This is a genomic window from Pseudomonas palmensis (assembly GCF_049942755.1).
GTDB lineage: Bacteria > Pseudomonadota > Gammaproteobacteria > Pseudomonadales > Pseudomonadaceae > Aquipseudomonas > Aquipseudomonas palmensis.
The window spans coordinates 3,748,092-3,765,507 of sequence record NZ_CP187958.1; the positions used below are offsets into that span (position 1 = coordinate 3,748,092).

A 17,416-nucleotide genomic window follows, 5' to 3' on the forward strand; every position below is an offset into this window, starting at 1 on the left:
GCGGACCGGTCAGGAAACAAAGCCGCCAATACTACCTGCAAATGCCGGCCGGTAGCGGGCCTGGCTGGCGTTGTGATGTCGTTTCTCGATGTTTCGACGTCGCTGACAGAGCAGGTTGGCCGCCAGTGGCGGTTGATGATGCAGGTTCCGTGACGTGACGAGGGGATGCCTTGATGAAAATGCGACGACTCCTGGGGGCGGGCACTGCCCTGATACTGGCCATGGGCACCAGCCTGGCCATGGCCAAGGAAGTAAGCATCGGCTACGTCGATGGGTGGTCCGACAGCGTGGCGACCACCCATGTGGCGGCCGAGGTGATCAAGCAGAAGCTCGGTTATGACGTCAAGCTGATGCCGGTGGCCACCGGCATCATGTGGCAGGGGGTGGCCACCGGAAAGCTCGATGCGATGCTGTCGGCCTGGCTGCCGGTGACCCATGGCGAATACTGGGCCAAGAACAAGGACAACGTGGTCGACTACGGCCCCAACTTCAAGGACGCCAGGATTGGCCTGATCGTGCCCGAATACGTCAAGGCGCAGTCGATCGCCGACCTCGGAAGCGATGCCGGCTTCAAGAAGAAGATCGTCGGCATCGACGCCGGGTCCGGGGTGATGCTCAAGACCGACCAGGCCATCAAGGACTACGACCTTGCCGGCTACAAGCTGCAGGCCAGCTCCGGCGCTGCCATGACCTCTGAACTGGGGCGCGCCTACGCCAAGCAGCAGCCCATCGTGGTCACCGGCTGGGTGCCGCACTGGATGTTCGCCAAGTGGAAGCTGCGCTTTCTCGAAGACCCCAAAGGCGTGTACGGCGCCGCCGAGACGGTCAACAGCATCGGCAGCAAGGAACTCGATACGAAGGCGCCGGAAGTCGCAGCGTTCCTGAAGAAGTTCTCGTGGCAATCCAAGGACGAGATCGGCGAAGTCATGCTGGCCATTCAGGAAGGCGCAAAGCCGGACGCTGCGGCGAAGGAGTGGGTCGCCAAGCACCCCGAGCGGGTCGCCGAGTGGACCGCAAAATAATGGCCTAAGGCCTCTATCTGGCACCTTCCAGGGCCGCGCGGTGTTTTGCCACCGCGCGGCCCTTTGCATGGGCGGCTGTTACGTAGCCGGTAAAAGAGTTTTACATCTAAGACTAAGGTCGTCTGGAGTGCGTCCCAAGGCAGCATAAAGTGGCGTGGTACTACCCAATCTGTGCTGCGAGGACAAAAACAATGAACGACAGCATTTATCTCTCGATACAAAACAGCCCGCGGTTCAAGGAGCTGGTTTCAAAACGTGAACGCTTCGCCTGGATTCTCTCGGCGATCATGCTCGGCCTCTACGCCGCCTTTATCCTGTTGATTGCCTACGGCCCGCAGATTCTGGGTGCCAAGCTCAGCCCCGGCTCCTCGATTACCTGGGGTATCCCGCTGGGTGTGGGTCTGATCGTTTCGGCTTTCGTGCTGACCGGCATCTACGTACGTCGTGCCAATGGTGAGTTCGACGAGCTGAACAACGCGATCCTGAAGGAGGCTCAGCAATGATCCGGCGTCTACTGGCAACACTGGCCTTTGGCGCTTTCGCGCCTGCCGTCTGGGCCGCCGACGCCCTGACCGGCGAGGTGCACAAACAACCCCTGAACGTCTCGGCGATCCTGATGTTCGTCGCCTTCGTCGGTGCCACCCTGTGCATCACCTACTGGGCTTCAAAGCGTAACAAGTCGGCCTCTGACTACTACGCCGCAGGCGGGCGAATCACGGGCTTCCAGAACGGCCTGGCGATTGCCGGCGACTACATGTCGGCAGCCTCCTTCCTGGGTATTTCCGCACTGGTATACACCTCCGGTTACGACGGCCTGATCTACTCGATCGGCTTCCTGGTGGGCTGGCCGATCATTCTGTTCCTGATCGCCGAACGCCTGCGCAACCTGGGCAAGTACACCTTTGCCGACGTGGCCTCGTATCGCCTCGGGCAAAAGCAGATCCGCACCCTGTCAGCCTCCGGCTCGCTGGTGGTGGTGGCGTTCTACCTGATCGCGCAGATGGTCGGCGCCGGCAAGCTGATCCAGCTGCTGTTCGGCCTGGACTACCACGTGGCGGTCATCCTGGTGGGTATCCTGATGTGCATGTACGTGCTGTTCGGCGGCATGCTCGCAACCACCTGGGTACAGATCATCAAGGCGGTGCTGCTGCTGTCCGGTGCCAGCTTCATGGCGCTGATGGTGATGAAGCACGTCAACTTCGACTTCAATGCGCTGTTCTCCGAGGCGATCAAGGTTCACCCCAAGGGTGAGGCGATCATGAGCCCGGGCGGCCTGGTCAAAGACCCGATCTCCGCGTTCTCGCTGGGCCTGGCGCTGATGTTCGGTACCGCTGGCCTGCCGCACATCCTGATGCGCTTCTTCACCGTGAGCGACGCCAAGGAAGCGCGCAAGAGCGTGCTGTATGCAACCGGCTTCATCGGCTACTTCTACATCCTGACCTTCATCATCGGCTTCGGCGCGATCCTGCTGGTCAGCACCAACCCGGACTTCAAGGACGCAGCAGGCGCCTTGCTGGGCGGCAACAACATGGCTGCGGTGCACCTGGCCGACGCCGTGGGCGGCAGCATCTTCCTGGGCTTCATCTCGGCAGTGGCCTTCGCCACCATCCTGGCAGTGGTTGCCGGCCTGACCCTGGCCGGTGCCTCGGCGGTGTCCCATGACCTGTATGCCAGCGTATGGCGCAAGGGCAAGGTCAACGACAAGGACGAGATCCGCGTGTCGAAGATCACCACCGTCGCACTGGGTGTGCTGGCCATCGGCCTGGGTATCCTGTTCGAAAGCCAGAACATCGCGTTCATGGTCGGCCTGGCGTTCTCGATCGCGGCCAGCTGCAACTTCCCGGTACTGCTGCTTTCGATGTACTGGAAGAAGCTGACCACCCGTGGCGCCATGATCGGCGGCTGGATGGGGCTGGTAAGTGCGGTGGGCCTGATGGTGCTCGGTCCGACCATCTGGGTGCAGATCCTGGGTCACGAGAAAGCCATCTACCCGTATGAGTACCCGGCGCTGTTCTCGATGCTGATTGCCTTTGCCGGTATCTGGTTCTTCTCGGTTACCGACAAGTCCAAGGCAGCGGATGACGAGCGTGCGCTGTTCTTCCCGCAGTTTGTCCGGTCGCAAACCGGCCTGGGGGCAAGCGGTGCTGTTTCGCACTGAGTCCTGAGCAATAAAAAAACGGCCTTCGGGCCGTTTTTTTATGTGGGGGCCATTGCACCCCCGGGTTTCTATATCTTGCCGAGCAACAACAGGATCAACAGGATGATCAGCACGGTACCAATGATGCCGGACGGGCCGTAGCCCCAACTTCTGGAGTGCGGGAAAACGGGTAAGCCACCGATCAACAGCAAAATCAGGATGATGATAAGTATGGTGCCCATGGCAGAGTCCTTTTGTTGAGTACGGTAATCAGCGTGTGCAGTTGCGATCCATCTCTTCGGTCATGACGTTCATGTCCGCCTGTTAAATCGGACTCCCACAGGCAACTAAAAGTTTAGTTCGATATGTGTTTGCCCGCGCCATTCAGCATCCTGATACAGCGTGGGCGTCGCTGCACCCTTCGCTACACTGGCCTTCAACTTCAGGAACAAGGCATCCGGCTATGCAAAACCGCATGATGATCACTGGCGCCGGGTCCGGCCTTGGCCGCGAGATTGCCCTGCGCTGGGCCCGCGAGGGTTGGCAACTGGCCCTGAGCGACATCGGCGAGGCCGGCCTGCAGCAGACCCTCACGCTGGTGCGCGAGGCGGGCGGCGAGGGCTTCGTCCAGCGTTGCGACGTGCGCGACTACAGCCAGCTCACCGCCCTGGCCCAGGCCTGCGAAGAAAAGCTCGGCGGCATCGATGTGATCGTCAACAACGCCGGGGTGGCGTCGGGCGGTTTTTTTGCCGAGCTGTCGCTGGAAGACTGGGACTGGCAGATCGCGATCAACCTGATGGGCGTGGTCAAGGGCTGCAAGGCGTTCCTGCCGCTGCTCGAACGCAGCAAGGGCCGCATCATCAACATCGCGTCCATGGCGGCGCTGATGCAGGGGCCGGCCATGAGCAACTACAACGTGGCCAAGGCCGGGGTGGTGGCGCTGTCCGAAAGCCTGCTGGTGGAGCTGCGCCAGCAACAGGTGGCGGTGCATGTGGTGTGCCCGTCGTTCTTCCAGACCAACCTGCTGGATTCGTTCCGCGGCCCCACCCCGGCAATGAAGGCCCAGGTGGGCAAACTGCTGGAAAGCTCGCCGATCAGCGCCAGCGACATTGCCGGCTATATCTACGAGGGGGTGGCGCGCGGTGACTTCATGATTCTGCCCCACGAGCAGGGGCGCCTGGCCTGGCAGCTCAAGCAGCGCGACCCGCAGGCGCTGTATGACGAAATGGCCGAGATGGCCGTGCGAATGCGTGCCAAGGGGCGTCAGACGCAGGCGTAGGCTGTTCGCTACGGTATGCTAGGCGCTTTTGCGCGGGTAGCAGCGGACGTGATGAATTATGTGTGGTTCTTTCTGGCGGCGGTGTTCGAGATCGCCGGCTGTTATGCCTTCTACATGTGGCTGCGGCTGGGCAAGAGCGGCTGGTGGATTGCCCCCGCGCTGCTCAGCCTGACCCTGTTCGGCCTGCTGCTGACCCGCGTCGAGGCGGCCTACGCCGGGCGCGCCTACGCCGCCTATGGCGGCATCTATATCGTCACTTCGCTGCTGTGGCTGGCGGTGGTGGAGCGTGCCCGGCCGATGGGCAGCGACTGGCTCGGTGCGTTGCTGTGCGTGATCGGCGCCACCATCATCGTGATCGGACCACGTCTGCAAAACAGCTGAGCGGGTAGGATCTTGTAGGCAAATTCCCGCAAAGTTGTGGGAATTGTCTATTTGCCTGTCAGAGCGTTGAACCGTTTCAGCACCCGGTTCAGTCTTCACTCTCCCCTGATGTGGAGGATTGGAGAATGCTGGTCATAGGGCGCGAAGTCGGCGAGGTCATCACCATCGATGACGACATCAAGATCAAGGTGCTGTCGGTAGACGGCAACACGGTGCGTTTCGGCATCTGCGCACCACGCGATGTGGAGGTGCACCGTGCAGAAATCTATCGGCGTATCGCCGAGCAACTGGGCAAGGGCGGCCTGGGCGCCTGATCACTGATCGTCGAGCAGCTCGCGGGGCACTTCATGCCTGGCGAGCAGTTGGCACTGCTGGCTGTCCAGGTCGAACAGGATCACCGCCTGCCCCTTGGCCAGCGCCTGGCGCACGCGCAGTACACGGGTTTCCAGCGGGGTGTCGTCGCCATTGTCGGTACCGTCGCGGGTGACGAAGTCTTCGATCAGGCGGGTGAGGGTGTCGGCTTCGAGCTGGTCGTAGGGTATCAACATAAAAAAGCTACAGAATCAGGAAAGGTTTCGCACATGCTACGCGAAACCTTTCCTGCATGTGGCCTGCATGTGGCTAGCCTTTTTGGCCAACCAGGCTGTCCACCGCCGGTACGCGGGTATCACTTTCCATTTGTGCGTCGTGTTCCAGCTGGTGGCTGAAGCTTTCCAGCGAACTGCCGGTGGGCTTGGAATCGCTGGCGAACACCGGCGGGCTGAGCAGGTAGGCGCTGAGCAGGCGGCTGAGGGCAGCCAGGCTGTCGATATGGGTGCGCTCGTAGCCGTGGGTGGCGTCGCAGCCGAACGCCAGCAGCGCGGTACGGATGTCATGCCCGGCGGTGATCGCCGAATGCGCGTCGCTGAAGTAGTAGCGGAACAGGTCGCGGCGCACCGGCAGGTTGTGCTCGCGGCCCAGGCTCAGCAGGTGGCGCGACAGGTGGTAGTCGTAGGGGCCGGCAGAGTCCTGCATGGCCACGCTGACCGCGTGTTCGCTGGAGTGCTGGCCGGGGGCGACCGGGGCGATGTCGATGCCGACGAATTCGCTGACGTCCCACGGCAATGCGGCGGCGGCCCCCGAGCCGGTTTCTTCGGTGATGGTGAACAGCGGATGGCAGTCGATCTGTGGCTGGATGCCGCTTTCGACGATGGCCTTGAGCGAGGCCAGCAGCGCCGCGACGCCGGCCTTGTCGTCCAGGTGACGGGCGCTGATATGGCCGCTTTCGGTGAACTCGGGCAACGGGTCGAAGGCCACGAAGTCACCGATGCCGATGCCCAGGGTTTCACAGTCGGCGCGGGTGGTGCAGTAGGCATCCAGGCGCAGCTCGACGTGCTCCCAGCTCACCGGCATCTGGTCGACCGCGGTATTGAAGGCGTGCCCGCTTGCCATCAGCGGCAACACGCTGCCGCGAAACACGCCGGTGTCGGTGAACACGCTGACCCGGCTGCCCTCGGCGAAACGGCTCGACCAGCAGCCGACCGGGGCCAGGCCCAGGCGGCCGTTGTCCTGCAAGGTGCGCACGCTGGCGCCGATGGTGTCCAGGTGCGCCGAAACGGCGCGGTCGGGCGAGCTCTTGCGGCCCTTGAGGGTGGCGCGGATGGTGCCGCGCCGGGTCAGCTCGAAGGGGATACCCAGTTCTTCCAGGCGCTCGGCCACGTAGCGCACGATGGTGTCGGTGAAGCCGGTGGGGCTGGGGATGGCGAGCATTTCCAGCAGGACCTTCTGCAGATAGGTCAGGTCCGGTTCGGGCAATTGATCAGGCATGCGGACTCCTCGTGGGGCGTTGTCACGGCACCGGCCGGCTGTGCGGGAACAGCAGGTCGACGAAGCGTTCGGCAGTGGGTTGGGGTTCGTGGTTGGCCAGACCGACCCGTTCATTGGCTTCGATGAACACGTAGTCGGGCTGGTCGGCGGCCTTGACCATCAGGTCCAGTCCGACCACCGGAATGTCCAGGGCGCGGGCGGCCCGCACGGCGGCATCCACCAGGGTCGGGTGCAGGCGTGCGGTGACGTCTTCCAGGCAGCCGCCGGTGTGCAGGTTGGCGGTACGCCGCACGGCCAGGCGCTGGCCGGCGGGCAGAATGGTGTCGTAGTCGACCCCGGCGGCGTGCAGGGTGCGCTGGGTTTCGGCGTCGAGCGGGATCTTGCTTTCGCCACCGGTGGCGGCCTGGCGCCTGCGGCTCTGGGCTTCGATCAGCGCACCGATGGCGTGCTGGCCGTCGCCGACGATCGAGGCCGGGTGACGAATCGCTGCGGCCACCACCTCGTAGCCGATGACCACGATGCGCAGGTCCAGCCCTTCATGAAAGCTTTCCAGCAGCACGCGGCTGTCGTATTGGCGCGCGTGCTCGATGGCGGCGTCCAGGTCTTGCAGGCAGGTCAGGTTGACCGCCACGCCGTTGCCCTGTTCGCCATCCAGCGGCTTGACCACCACCGCGCCGTGGTCTTCCAGAAAGGCCAGGTTGTCGGCGGCGTTGCCCGCCAGCTGTTGCGCCGGCAGGCTCAGGCCGGCGGCTTCGAGCACCTTGTGGGTCAGGCTCTTGTCCTGGCACAGGGTCATGCTCACGGCGGTGGTCAGGTCGCTGAGCGACTCGCGGCAGCGCACCCGGCGTCCGCCGTGGTTGAGGGTGAACAGCCCGGCGGTGGCATCGTCCACCTGCACATCAATGCCGCGCTTGTAGGCTTCCTCGACGATGATCCGCGCATAGGGGTTGAGCCCGGCCTCCGGCCCCGGCCCCAGGAACAGCGGCTGGTTGATGCCGTTCTTGCGCTTGACCGCGAAGGTGGGCAGGGTGCGAAAGCCCAGCTTGGCGTACAGCCGCTTGGCCTGGCGATTGTCGTGCAGCACCGACAGGTCGAGGTGGCTCAGCCCGCGGCTCATGAAGTGTTCGATCAGGTGGCGTACCAGTACCTCGCCGACCCCGGGCCGGGTGCAGTTGGGGTCCACGGCCAGGCACCACAGGCTGCTGCCGTGCTCCGGGTCGTCGAAGGCCTTTTGATGATTCAGGCCCATCACGCTGCCGATCACCGCACCGTTGTCCTCGTCTTCGGCCAGCCAGTACACCGGGCCGCCCTGGTGGCGCGGAGTGATCAGCGCCGGGTCGACCGGCAGCATGCCACGGGCCACGTACAGCTCGTTGATGGCTGCCCAGTCGCTGTCGCTCTGTGCGCGGCGGATACGAAAGCCGCGAAACACTCGCTGCGCCTGGCGGTAGTCGCTGAACCACAGGCGCAAGGTGTCGGAGGGGTCTAGAAACAGCTGTTGCGGCGCCTGGGCCAGTACCTGCTGGGGGGCGGCCACGTACAGCGCGATATCGCGCTCGCCGGGCTGCTCCTTGGCCAGGGCCGCCGCCAGGCTGGCCGGGTCGGGGTAAGTATGGCCGATCAGCAGCCGGCCCCAACCGCAATGCAGCCAGCGCGGCTGGTCGTGCGGGTCGCTGCCGTCGCCGGCCAGTTGCGCCTGCAGGCGTTCATAGGACGGCACCTGGCCGCGCAGCAGGCGCTGGCCATAGGGTGAGGCATGGGCTTTCATCGATCAGATTCCTTGTTCGCTGAGCCACAGGTTCAGCGCGGCCAGTTGCCACAGCTTGGAGCCGCGCAGCGGCGTCAGTTGCCCATGCGGGTCGCTGAGCAGGCGGTCGAGCATGGCCGGGTTGAACAGGCCGCGGTCCTGGCTCGGGTCCAGCAGCAGCTCGCGTACCCAGTCCAGGGTGGCGCCTTGCAGGTGCTTGAGGCCCGGTACCGGGAAGTAGCCCTTCTTGCGGTCGATGACTTCACTGGGGATGACCAGTCGCGCGGCTTCCTTGAGCACCTGCTTGCCGCCATCGGGCAACTTGAACTGGGCCGGCACCCGCGCCGACAGCTCCACCAGCCGGTAGTCGAGGAACGGCGTGCGAGCCTCCAGGCCCCAGGCCATGGTCATGTTGTCGACCCGTTTGACCGGGTCGTCGACCAGCATCACCGTGCTGTCCAGGCGCAGGGCCTTGTCGACTGCCGCGCTGGCGCCGGGCTGGGCGAAGTGCTGGCGCACGAAGTCGCCGGCGGCGTCATTGCCCAGCAGCCAGGCCGGCTGCACGGTGTCGCGGTACTCGTCGTAGCTGCGGTCGAAGAAGGCCTCGCGGTAGGCCGCGTACGGGTCCTTGGCGCCGTCCACCTGCGGGTACCAGTGGTAGCCGGCGAACAGCTCGTCGGCACCCTGGCCGCTCTGCACCACCTTGCAGTGCTTGGCCACTTCCCGCGAGAGCAGGTAGAAGGCGATGCAGTCGTGGCTGACCATCGGCTCGCTCATGGCGCGGAACGCGGCCGGCAGTTGCTCGATGATTTCGCGCTCGTCGATGCGCAACTGGTGGTGGCGTGTGCCGTAGTGCTTGGCGATCAGGTCCGAATACTGGAACTCGTCGCCACGTTCGCCGCCGGCATCTTCAAAGCCTATGGAAAAGGTCGACAGGTCCTCGTCCCCGACTTCGCGCAGCAGGCCGACCAGCAGGCTGGAGTCGACGCCGCCCGAGAGCAGCACGCCGACATCCACGGCCGCGCGCTGACGGATTGCAACGGCTTCGCGGGTGCTGTCGAGCACGCGGTCGCGCCAGTCTTCCAGGGTCAGGTGCTGTTCATCGGTGCGTGGGCCGTAGTGCAGGTTCCACCACACGTGCTGCTCGGCGCGGCCCTGGGCGTCGATGCGCATCCAGGTGGCCGGTGGCAGCTTTTCGATGTTCGCCAGCAGGGTCCGCGGGGCGGGTACCACGGCGTGGAAGTTCAGGTAGTGGTTGAGTGCCACCGGGTCGAGCACCGGGTTGATGTCGCCGCCCTTGAGCAGGGCCGGCAGGCTCGATGCGAAGCGCAGGCGTTCGCCGGTGCGCGACAGGTACAGCGGCTTGACCCCCAGGCGGTCGCGGGCGAGGAACAGCTGCTGGCTGTCACGTTCCCAGATCGCCAGGGCGAACATGCCGTTCAGGCGCGGCAGCAGATCGGCGCCCCAGGCGTGGTAGCCCTTGAGCAGCACTTCGGTGTCGCCGTCCGAGTAGAAGGCATAGCCCAGGCTTTCGAGTTCGGCGCGCAGTTCGGGGAAGTTGTAGATGGCGCCGTTGAATGCCAGCGACAGGCCCAGCTGGCTGTCGATCATGGGCTGGGCCGAGCCGTCGGACAGGTCCATGATCTTCAGGCGTCGGTGGCCCAGGGCGATAGGCCCCTGGCTATGGAAGCCCCAGGCATCCGGGCCGCGGGGCGCCAGGTGATGGGTCATCCGTTCGACCGCGGCCAGGTCCGCCGGGCGTGGTGTGTTGGCTACAGGGGTGAAACGAAACTCTCCAGCTAATCCGCACATAAGTCCTTACCGGTTTTTCCGTTGGGGAAGGTGCCCTGAATTCGGGCACATAGGAACTGACCGGTGCGGATCCTGTGAGTTTTAGATCAATCTGTTATAAGCCTTCAGCCTTGCTTGCCCTTGCCGCGTATCAGTTCGCGCAACATGAAACGATTCGGGTGGCAGGCCTCGGCCACGTCGCGCGGCACCGGCAAGGGTGCGTTGTCGACCCAGGCGGCGATCAGTTCACCCGCCAGAGGCGCGGTGATCAGGCCGCGCGAACCATGGCCGCTGTTCACATACAGGCCCTCCAGCCAGGGGCACGGAGTGTCCGGCAGCTGTCGCGCGTCCTTGCCGAGCACGGCATACGCCTGGTTGAACGCCGCCTTGTCGGCCAGCGGGCCGACGATCGGCAGGTAGTCGGGGCTGGTGCAGCGAAACGCCGCGCGGCCCTGCAGGCTGGCCGGTTCCAGCTCGGCAGCGCCAAGGCGTTCTGCCAGGTCGCCGGAGATTTCCCGCAGCAGCTCCAGGTTGCTCGCATGTTCGGCAGCGGTGGGGGCGAGGTCGGTGCTGTGGAAGTCGAAGCTCGCCCCCAGGGTGTGTTCGCCCAGGCGCGGCGGCGCGACGTAACCGTCGGCGCACACCACGGTGCCCAGCGCGCGGCTGGCGTTGGTGGCCGGCAGGCGGGTGATCTGCCCGCGGATGCGCTTGAGCGGCAGCTCGGTGCACGGCTCGAAACGATGGATGTCCGCTGCGCTGGCCAGCACCACCAGCGGCGCGCTGGCCAGCAGGCGCTCGCCGTCCCATGCCTGCCACAAGCCGTCGACCTTGCGCAGCTGTACCACGTCATGGTGGGGCAGCAGGGTGATGTTCGGTTGCCCGGCCTGCCATTGGCACAGCGCGGGCGGATGCACCCAGCCGCCCTCGGGGTAGTACAGACCGCCACTGGGCAGGCCGACCCCGGCCACGGCTTCGGCCTGCGGCTGGTCGAGGCGCTGTAGCAGGGTGTCGCTGAACGCCTGGTCGAGCTTGATCTGGCGCTGGTCTTCCTTGTCGTCGAAGGCCAGTTGCAGCACCCCGCAGGCGTCCCAGTCGGTGCCGCGCTGCAACTGTTCGAGCAGGCGGCGGGTGTAGCCGAAGCCGGCGACGATCAGCCGCGACAGTGCGGTGCCGTGGGCCGACAGCTTCAGGTACAGCACGCCCTGGGGGTTGCCCGAGGCTTCACCGGCAGGGGCGGCGTGGCGCTCCAGCAGGCGTACCTGCCAGCCGCGCGCCGCCAGGCTGGCGGCGGTGGCGCAACCGGCCAGGCCGGCGCCGATCACCAGCGCCTCGCGGGGGCCGGCCAGCGGCGCGGGGCGCGCGAACCATGGGGCAACCGGCGCGAGCGGCGCTTGCTCGGCGGGCCAGCCGGTGAATGCGCCGCGCAGCACTTCCCATTTTTTGCCGATACCCGGAATGCGCTTCATCTTGAAGCCCACCGCAATCAGCCCGCGACGCACCCAGCCGGTGCTGGTGAAGGTGCCAAGGGTGGCACCCGGCGCCGACAGGCGTCCGAGCTGGGCGAACAGCTCGGGGGTCCACATGTCGGGGTTCTTGGCCGGGGCAAAGCCATCGAGAAACCAGGCGTCGATGGGGGCGTCCAACTGCGGCAGCTGTTCCCGCGCATCGCCGATCATCAGGGTCAGGGTCACCCGACCCTGGTCGAAGACGAACTGCTGGAAACCTTCGTGCACCGCCACGTACTGCGCCAGCAGTGGCTGGCTGAACGGCGTCAGCTCGGGCCACAGGGCCAGGGCCTTGGCCAGGTCGGCATGGCTGAGGGGGTATTTTTCGACGCTGACGAAATGCAGGCGTGCCCCGGCCGGTGCACAGTCGGCGAACACCTGCCAGGCGCAGAAGAAATTCAGGCCGGTGCCGAAGCCGGTTTCCCCGATCACCAGGCAACTGCCGTCGGCCATCGCGGCGAAGCGCTGGCGCAGGTCGTTCTGCTCGATGAACACATGACGGGTTTCCTCCAGGCTCTGCTCCTTGGAGAAATAGATGTCGTCGTACTGGCGTGAATACGGGCGGCCCTGTTCATCCCACTCGATCTGGGCGTACTGGGTCGGGGTGGCGGGGGTGTCGTTCATGTTCGGCTCGGCAACAGCGAAGCGTGCATTCTAGCCGATCGCCTTGCGACAAAGGGCTGCGTGATCCGCTAGTCTTGCTTATCCAAGAAGGGAGCCTGGTATGTTCGAATCCGCCGAAATTGGTCACGCCATCGACAAAGAAACCTATGACGCCGAAGTGCCGGCGTTGCGCGAAGCCTTGCTCGAAGCCCAGTTCGAGCTCAAGCAGCAGTCTCGCTTTCCGGTCATCGTGCTGATCAATGGCATCGAGGGGGCCGGCAAGGGCGAAACCGTCAAGCTGCTCAACGAGTGGATGGACCCGCGCCTGATCGAGGTGCGCACCTTCGACCAGCAGACCGACGAGGAGCTGGCCCGGCCGCCGGCCTGGCGCTACTGGCGGGCCTTGCCGAGCAAGGGGCGCATGGGCGTCTTCTTCGGCAACTGGTACAGCCAGATGCTGCAGGGGCGGGTGCATGGCCAGTTCAAGGACGCGGTGCTCGACCAGGCCATCAACGGTGCCGAACGGCTGGAAAAGATGCTGTGCGACGAAGGCGCGCTGATCTTCAAGTTCTGGTTTCACCTGTCCAAGAAACAGATGAAGGCGCGGCTCAAGTCGCTCAAGGATGACCCGCTGCACAGCTGGAAGATCAGCCCGCTGGACTGGCAGCAATCGCAGACCTATGACCGGTTCGTGCGCTTCGGCGAACGGGTGCTGCGCCGCACCAGCCGTGACTATGCGCCCTGGCACATCATCGAGGGCGTGGACCCGAACTACCGTAGCCTGGCAGTGGGCAAGATCCTGCTCGAGGGCCTGCAGAACGCCTTGAAGGCCAAGGCCCTGGGGCGCCAGACCAACATCGCGCCGCTGGGCGAATCCATCGACGGACGCAGCCTGCTGGGCAGCCTGGACATGACCCTGCGTCTGGACAAGAACGACTACCAGGAGCAACTGATTGTCGAGCAGGCCCGTCTGGCGGGCCTGCTGCGTGACAAGCGCATGCGTCGCCACGCGCTGGTGGCGGTGTTCGAGGGCAACGACGCGGCGGGCAAGGGCGGTGCCATTCGGCGCGTGGCCGCCGCGCTGGACCCGCGTCAGTACCGCATCGTGCCGATTGCCGCCCCTACCGAGGAGGAGCGGGCGCAGCCCTACCTGTGGCGGTTCTGGCGGCACATTCCGGCGCGCGGCAAGTTCACGGTGTTCGACCGCTCGTGGTACGGGCGGGTGCTGGTGGAGCGTATCGAGGGCTTTTGCAGCCAGGCCGACTGGATGCGCGCCTATGGCGAGATCAACGATTTCGAGGAGCAACTGCACGACGCTGGCGTGGTGGTGGTCAAGTTCTGGCTGTCGATCGACGAGCAGACCCAGCTGGAGCGTTTTCAGGAGCGCGAGCAGATACCGTTCAAACGCTTCAAGATCACCGAGGAAGACTGGCGCAACCGCGACAAGTGGGACGCGTACTCCGAGGCGGTGGGCGACATGGTCGACCGCACCAGCACCGAAGTGGCGCCCTGGACGCTGGTGGAGGCCAATGACAAGCGTTGGGCGCGAGTGAAGGTGCTGCGCACCATCAACGAGGCGCTGGAGGCGGCGTTCAAGAAAGACAAGAAGTGATCATTGGCCGCATCGCGGGGCAAGCCCGCTCCCACAGGAACTCCATCAGCCTTGTGGGAGCGGCTTGACCCGCGACGGGCTGCGTAGCAGACCTTTTTTCAGCCTTTGCCGCCGGCCTCGAGCATCTGCTCCGGCCTTACCCATTCATCGAACTGCGCATCGGTCAGATACCCCAGTTCCAGCGCCGCCTCGCGCAGGGTGGTGCCTTCGGCGTAGGCCTTCTTGGCGATCTGCGCCGACTTGTCGTAACCGATATGCGGGTTGAGTGCCGTCACCAGCATCAGCCCGCGCTCCAGGTGCTCGGCCATCTGCTGCGGGTCTGGCTCGATGCCCGCCACGCAGTGCTGCTGGAAGTTGCGGCAGCCATCGGCCAGCAGTTCGATCGACTGCAGCAGGTTGTGGATGATCACCGGCTTGAACACGTTGAGCTGCAGGTGGCCCTGGCTGGCGGCAAAGCCGATGGTGGTGTCGTTGCCCAGCACCTGGCAGGCCAGCATCGACAGTGCCTCGCACTGGGTCGGGTTGACCTTGCCGGGCATGATCGAGCTGCCCGGCTCGTTGGCCGGCAGGCGCACCTCGGCCAGCCCCGCGCGCGGCCCGGAGCCGAGCAGGCGCAGGTCGTTGGCCAGCTTCATCAGGGCCACGGCCAGGGTTTTCAGCGCACCGGCCAGGGTGATCAGCGGCTCGTGCCCGGCCAGCGCGGCAAACTTGTTGGGCGCGGTGACGAACGGCAGCCCCGACAAGGCGGCAAGCTCGGCGGCGATCGCCTCGGCAAACCCGTGCGGTGCGTTCAGCCCGGTACCCACGGCGGTACCGCCCTGGGCCAGTTCGCACACCGCCGGCAGCGCCGCGCGGATGGCGCGCTGGGCGTAGTCCAGCTGGGCCACGTAGGCCGAGACCTCCTGGCCGAAGGTGATCGGGGTGGCGTCCATCATGTGGGTTCGCCCGGTCTTGACCAGTTGCATGTGGCGTGCGGCCAGTTCGGCCAACCCGCCCGACAGCTCGGCGATGGCCGGCAGCAGTTGCTGGTTGACCGCCTGTGCGGCGGCAATGTGCATGGCGGTCGGGAAGCAGTCGTTGGAGCTCTGCGAGCGGTTGACGTGGTCGTTGGGGTGCACCGGCACCTTGCCGCCGCGGCCCTTGCCAGCCAGCTCGTTGGCGCGCCCGGCCAACACTTCGTTGGCGTTCATGTTGCTCTGGGTACCGCTGCCGGTCTGCCACACCACCAGCGGGAACTGGTCGTCATGCTCGCCGGCCAACACCTCGTCGGCGGCCTGTTCGATCAGGCGGGCGATGTCGGCCGGCAGGTCGCCGTTGCGGTCATTGACCCGCGCTGCGGCTTTCTTGATCAGCACCAGCGCGTGCAGTACCGCCAGCGGCATGCGTTCCTTGCCGATGGCAAAGTTGATCAGCGAGCGCTGGGTCTGGGCACCCCAGTAGGCCTCGTCAGGAACTTCAACCGGGCCCAGGCTGTCAGTTTCGATACGGCTCATGCGGTACGCACTCCTTTAATGGCTTGTTTGCGCAGTTTAGGCCCTGATTCGGCATGGCGGTTCCATTGCCTGTCGTCCCTCTTGAGCAGGCTGCCCCAGTCGGCGCAGAATGCTCTACTCTGGGTACGCCCTCTTTTTATTTTAAGGAATTTCGATGACCCGTCTTCGCGCCCTCTGCACGGCTGTCGCGCTGGTCTGCGCCAGCGGCCAGGCACTCGCCGATACCGCCAGCCACAACGCCAGCGCTGAAAAATTCCTGGTGATGGCGCACGCCGACAAACTGGGTACCCCGGTCTACATGCAGGTGCAGCAGATGTTTGCCCAGCGCTTCGAGCAGACCAAGGCGCCGGCGTCCAAAAAGGCCGTGCTTGAAACCTACCAGGCCAAGGCCAACGCCGCCCTGGACCAGGCCATCGGCTGGAACAAGCTCAAGCCGGACATGATCAAGCTGTACACCAGCACCTTCAGCGAATCCGAGCTCAAGGACCTGGTCGCCTTCTACCAGTCGCCACTGGGCAAGAAAGTCCTGGAAAAGATGCCTGCCGTTACACAGCAGTCGGCCCAGCTGACCCAGCAGAAGCTTGAAAGCGCCGTGCCGGTGGTCAACAAGCTGTTGGCCGACATGACCAACGAGCTGGACCCGTCCGCCGGCAAGGCGGCCGCACCGGCCAAGAAACCTTAAGCGGAGCCCAGCATGTCGATGCAGCAGAAGATCGAACAGAGCCTGGCGGCGCTCGCCCCGCAACACCTCGAGGTGCTGGACGAGAGCCACATGCACAGCCGGGGCCAGCAGACCCACTACAAGGCCGTGCTGGTCAGCGAACAGTTCGATGGCTTGAACAGCGTCAAGCGCCACCAGAAGGTCTACGCCACCCTGGGTGACCTGATGGGGCAGTTCCATGCCCTGGCGTTGCATACCTACACCCCGCAGGAATGGCAGAAAGTCGGCAGCGCGCCGGCTTCGCCCACCTGCGCCGGAGGCAGCAAACACTGAAATCCCTTTCAGGTTTTTGCTAGAATCCGCAACGCGCCGCCTGTCGGCGCGTTTTTTATTGTCGACCCGGTCCGCCCTTTGCGAGGGTGACCACCTGGAGAATCAAGGCATGACCCAAGCTATCGTCGTGGCGGCGCTGTACAAGTTCGTCACCCTGAAAGATTACGTCGAGCTGCGCGAGCCGCTGCTCGAGACCATGGAGCGCAACGGGGTCAAGGGCACCCTGCTGCTGGCCGAAGAGGGTATCAACGGCACCGTGTCGGGTACCCGCGAAGGCATCGATGGCCTGCTGGCCTGGCTGCGCAGCGATGCACGCCTGGTGGACATCGATCACAAGGAATCGTACTGCGACGAACAGCCGTTCTACCGCACCAAGGTCAAGCTCAAGAAAGAGATCGTGACCCTCGGCGTGCCGGGCGTGGACCCGAACCGGACGGTCGGTACCTATGTCGAGCCCAAGGACTGGAACGCGCTGATCAGCGACCCCGAAGTGCTGCTGATCGACACCCGCAACGACTATGAAGTGGCGATTGGTACCTTCGAGGGCGCCATCGACCCAAAGACCACCACCTTTCGCGAGTTTCCCGAGTACATCAAGGCCAACTTCGACCCTGCCCGGCACAAGAAGGTGGCGATGTTCTGCACCGGTGGCATCCGCTGCGAAAAAGCCTCCAGCTATATGCTCGGCGAGGGTTTCGAAGCGGTCTATCATCTTAAGGGTGGCATCCTGAAGTACCTCGAGGAGGTTCCCCAGGAAGAAACGCGCTGGCAGGGCGACTGCTTTGTCTTCGACAACCGCGTGACCGTGCGTCACGACCTCAGCGAAGGCGACTACGACCAGTGCCACGCCTGTCGTACCCCGATCAGCGTGGAGGAACGGGCCTCCGAGCATTATTCGCCAGGCATCAGCTGCCCGCATTGCTGGGACAGCCTGAGCGAGAAGACCCGGCGCAGCGCCATCGATCGGCAGAAGCAGATCGAGTTGGCCAAGGCCCGCAACATGCCGCACCCGATCGGCCACAACTATCGCAAAGCCGAGGTGTGAT

17 protein-coding genes are annotated in these 17,416 nt (G+C 64.6%); 10 read left to right on the plus strand and 7 right to left on the minus strand.

The window, feature by feature from the left end:
• The first annotated feature begins 173 nt into the window (after positions 1-173).
• The 3 genes from ACPRTJ_RS17350 (at position 174) to ACPRTJ_RS17360 (ending at position 3,180) form a co-directional block, all read left to right on the plus strand.
• Positions 174-1,022, plus strand: coding sequence for a glycine betaine ABC transporter substrate-binding protein (locus ACPRTJ_RS17350; protein WP_054915868.1), 849 nt, complete (start codon positions 174-176; stop codon positions 1,020-1,022).
• 191 nt (positions 1,023-1,213) lie between these two features.
• Positions 1,214-1,525, plus strand: a complete 312-nt coding sequence (locus tag ACPRTJ_RS17355; RefSeq protein ID WP_043862653.1) for a DUF485 domain-containing protein — start codon at positions 1,214-1,216, stop codon at positions 1,523-1,525.
• Positions 1,522-3,180: a cation acetate symporter gene (locus ACPRTJ_RS17360; RefSeq protein WP_043862654.1), complete on the plus strand. Its 1,659-nt coding sequence runs from the start codon at positions 1,522-1,524 to the stop codon at positions 3,178-3,180. Before ACPRTJ_RS17355 ends, ACPRTJ_RS17360 begins: the two co-directional genes overlap by 4 nt.
• A gap of 68 nt (positions 3,181-3,248) precedes the next feature.
• On the opposite strand, the gene ACPRTJ_RS17365 is transcribed toward ACPRTJ_RS17360, so the two are convergent.
• A complete protein-coding gene (locus ACPRTJ_RS17365) occupies positions 3,249-3,401 on the minus strand; it encodes a DUF3309 family protein (RefSeq protein WP_010224169.1) in 153 nt (50 codons plus the stop codon).
• Between the two features lie 221 nt (positions 3,402-3,622).
• Between ACPRTJ_RS17365 and ACPRTJ_RS17370 the strand changes: the two genes are divergently transcribed.
• The 3 genes from ACPRTJ_RS17370 (at position 3,623) to csrA (ending at position 5,133) form a co-directional block, all read left to right on the plus strand.
• The gene (locus ACPRTJ_RS17370; RefSeq protein WP_054915867.1) at positions 3,623-4,438 is read left to right on the plus strand and encodes an SDR family oxidoreductase; all 816 of its coding nucleotides are present in this window, start codon (positions 3,623-3,625) and stop codon (positions 4,436-4,438) included.
• Between the two features lie 48 nt (positions 4,439-4,486).
• Positions 4,487-4,819, plus strand: a complete 333-nt coding sequence (locus ACPRTJ_RS17375) for a YnfA family protein (protein ID WP_054915866.1) — start codon at positions 4,487-4,489, stop codon at positions 4,817-4,819.
• Between the two features lie 125 nt (positions 4,820-4,944).
• Positions 4,945-5,133, plus strand: a complete 189-nt coding sequence (gene csrA, locus ACPRTJ_RS17380; protein WP_043862657.1) for a carbon storage regulator CsrA — start codon at positions 4,945-4,947, stop codon at positions 5,131-5,133.
• Here csrA and ACPRTJ_RS17385 read toward each other — a convergent pair whose 3' ends face one another.
• The 5 genes from ACPRTJ_RS17385 to mnmC all read right to left on the minus strand — a co-directional run bounded on the left by ACPRTJ_RS17385 (position 5,134) and on the right by mnmC (position 12,292).
• A complete protein-coding gene (locus tag ACPRTJ_RS17385) occupies positions 5,134-5,367 on the minus strand; it encodes a YheU family protein (protein WP_043862658.1) in 234 nt (77 codons plus the stop codon).
• 73 nt (positions 5,368-5,440) lie between these two features.
• Complete coding sequence (locus ACPRTJ_RS17390) at positions 5,441-6,625, minus strand: osmoprotectant NAGGN system M42 family peptidase (RefSeq protein ID WP_043862659.1); 1,185 nt, start codon at positions 6,623-6,625, stop codon at positions 5,441-5,443.
• A gap of 22 nt (positions 6,626-6,647) precedes the next feature.
• On the minus strand, positions 6,648-8,393 hold the full coding sequence (gene ngg, locus ACPRTJ_RS17395; protein ID WP_058541030.1) for an N-acetylglutaminylglutamine synthetase: 1,746 nt from the start codon (positions 8,391-8,393) through the stop codon (positions 6,648-6,650).
• A gap of 3 nt (positions 8,394-8,396) precedes the next feature.
• Positions 8,397-10,184, minus strand: coding sequence for an N-acetylglutaminylglutamine amidotransferase (locus tag ACPRTJ_RS17400; protein ID WP_426427141.1), 1,788 nt, complete (start codon positions 10,182-10,184; stop codon positions 8,397-8,399).
• A 104-nt stretch (positions 10,185-10,288) separates the two neighbouring features.
• Positions 10,289-12,292: a bifunctional tRNA (5-methylaminomethyl-2-thiouridine)(34)-methyltransferase MnmD/FAD-dependent 5-carboxymethylaminomethyl-2-thiouridine(34) oxidoreductase MnmC gene (gene mnmC, locus ACPRTJ_RS17405; RefSeq protein ID WP_426427142.1), complete on the minus strand. Its 2,004-nt coding sequence runs from the start codon at positions 12,290-12,292 to the stop codon at positions 10,289-10,291.
• Between the two features lie 100 nt (positions 12,293-12,392).
• Here mnmC and pap point away from each other — a divergent pair, with 100 nt between their 5' ends.
• Positions 12,393-13,883, plus strand: a complete 1,491-nt coding sequence (pap, locus tag ACPRTJ_RS17410) for a polyphosphate:AMP phosphotransferase (RefSeq protein ID WP_088514041.1) — start codon at positions 12,393-12,395, stop codon at positions 13,881-13,883.
• A gap of 98 nt (positions 13,884-13,981) precedes the next feature.
• On the opposite strand, the gene ACPRTJ_RS17415 is transcribed toward pap, so the two are convergent.
• Positions 13,982-15,376 carry a class II fumarate hydratase gene (locus tag ACPRTJ_RS17415; RefSeq protein WP_043862664.1) on the minus strand — a complete coding sequence of 465 codons (1,395 nt, stop codon included), beginning with the start codon at positions 15,374-15,376 and terminating at the stop codon, positions 13,982-13,984.
• A 154-nt stretch (positions 15,377-15,530) separates the two neighbouring features.
• Here ACPRTJ_RS17415 and ACPRTJ_RS17420 point away from each other — a divergent pair, with 154 nt between their 5' ends.
• The 3 genes from ACPRTJ_RS17420 to ACPRTJ_RS17430 all read left to right on the plus strand — a co-directional run bounded on the left by ACPRTJ_RS17420 (position 15,531) and on the right by ACPRTJ_RS17430 (position 17,415).
• Positions 15,531-16,058: a DUF2059 domain-containing protein gene (locus ACPRTJ_RS17420; RefSeq protein ID WP_043862665.1), complete on the plus strand. Its 528-nt coding sequence runs from the start codon at positions 15,531-15,533 to the stop codon at positions 16,056-16,058.
• Positions 16,059-16,070: 12 nt separating this feature from the next.
• Positions 16,071-16,370: a BolA family protein gene (locus ACPRTJ_RS17425; protein WP_043862666.1), complete on the plus strand. Its 300-nt coding sequence runs from the start codon at positions 16,071-16,073 to the stop codon at positions 16,368-16,370.
• Positions 16,371-16,479: 109 nt separating this feature from the next.
• Positions 16,480-17,415 (plus strand): rhodanese-related sulfurtransferase, encoded by a 936-nt coding sequence (locus ACPRTJ_RS17430; protein ID WP_043862667.1) that lies wholly within the window; start codon positions 16,480-16,482, stop codon positions 17,413-17,415.
• Position 17,416 lies beyond the last annotated feature (1 nt).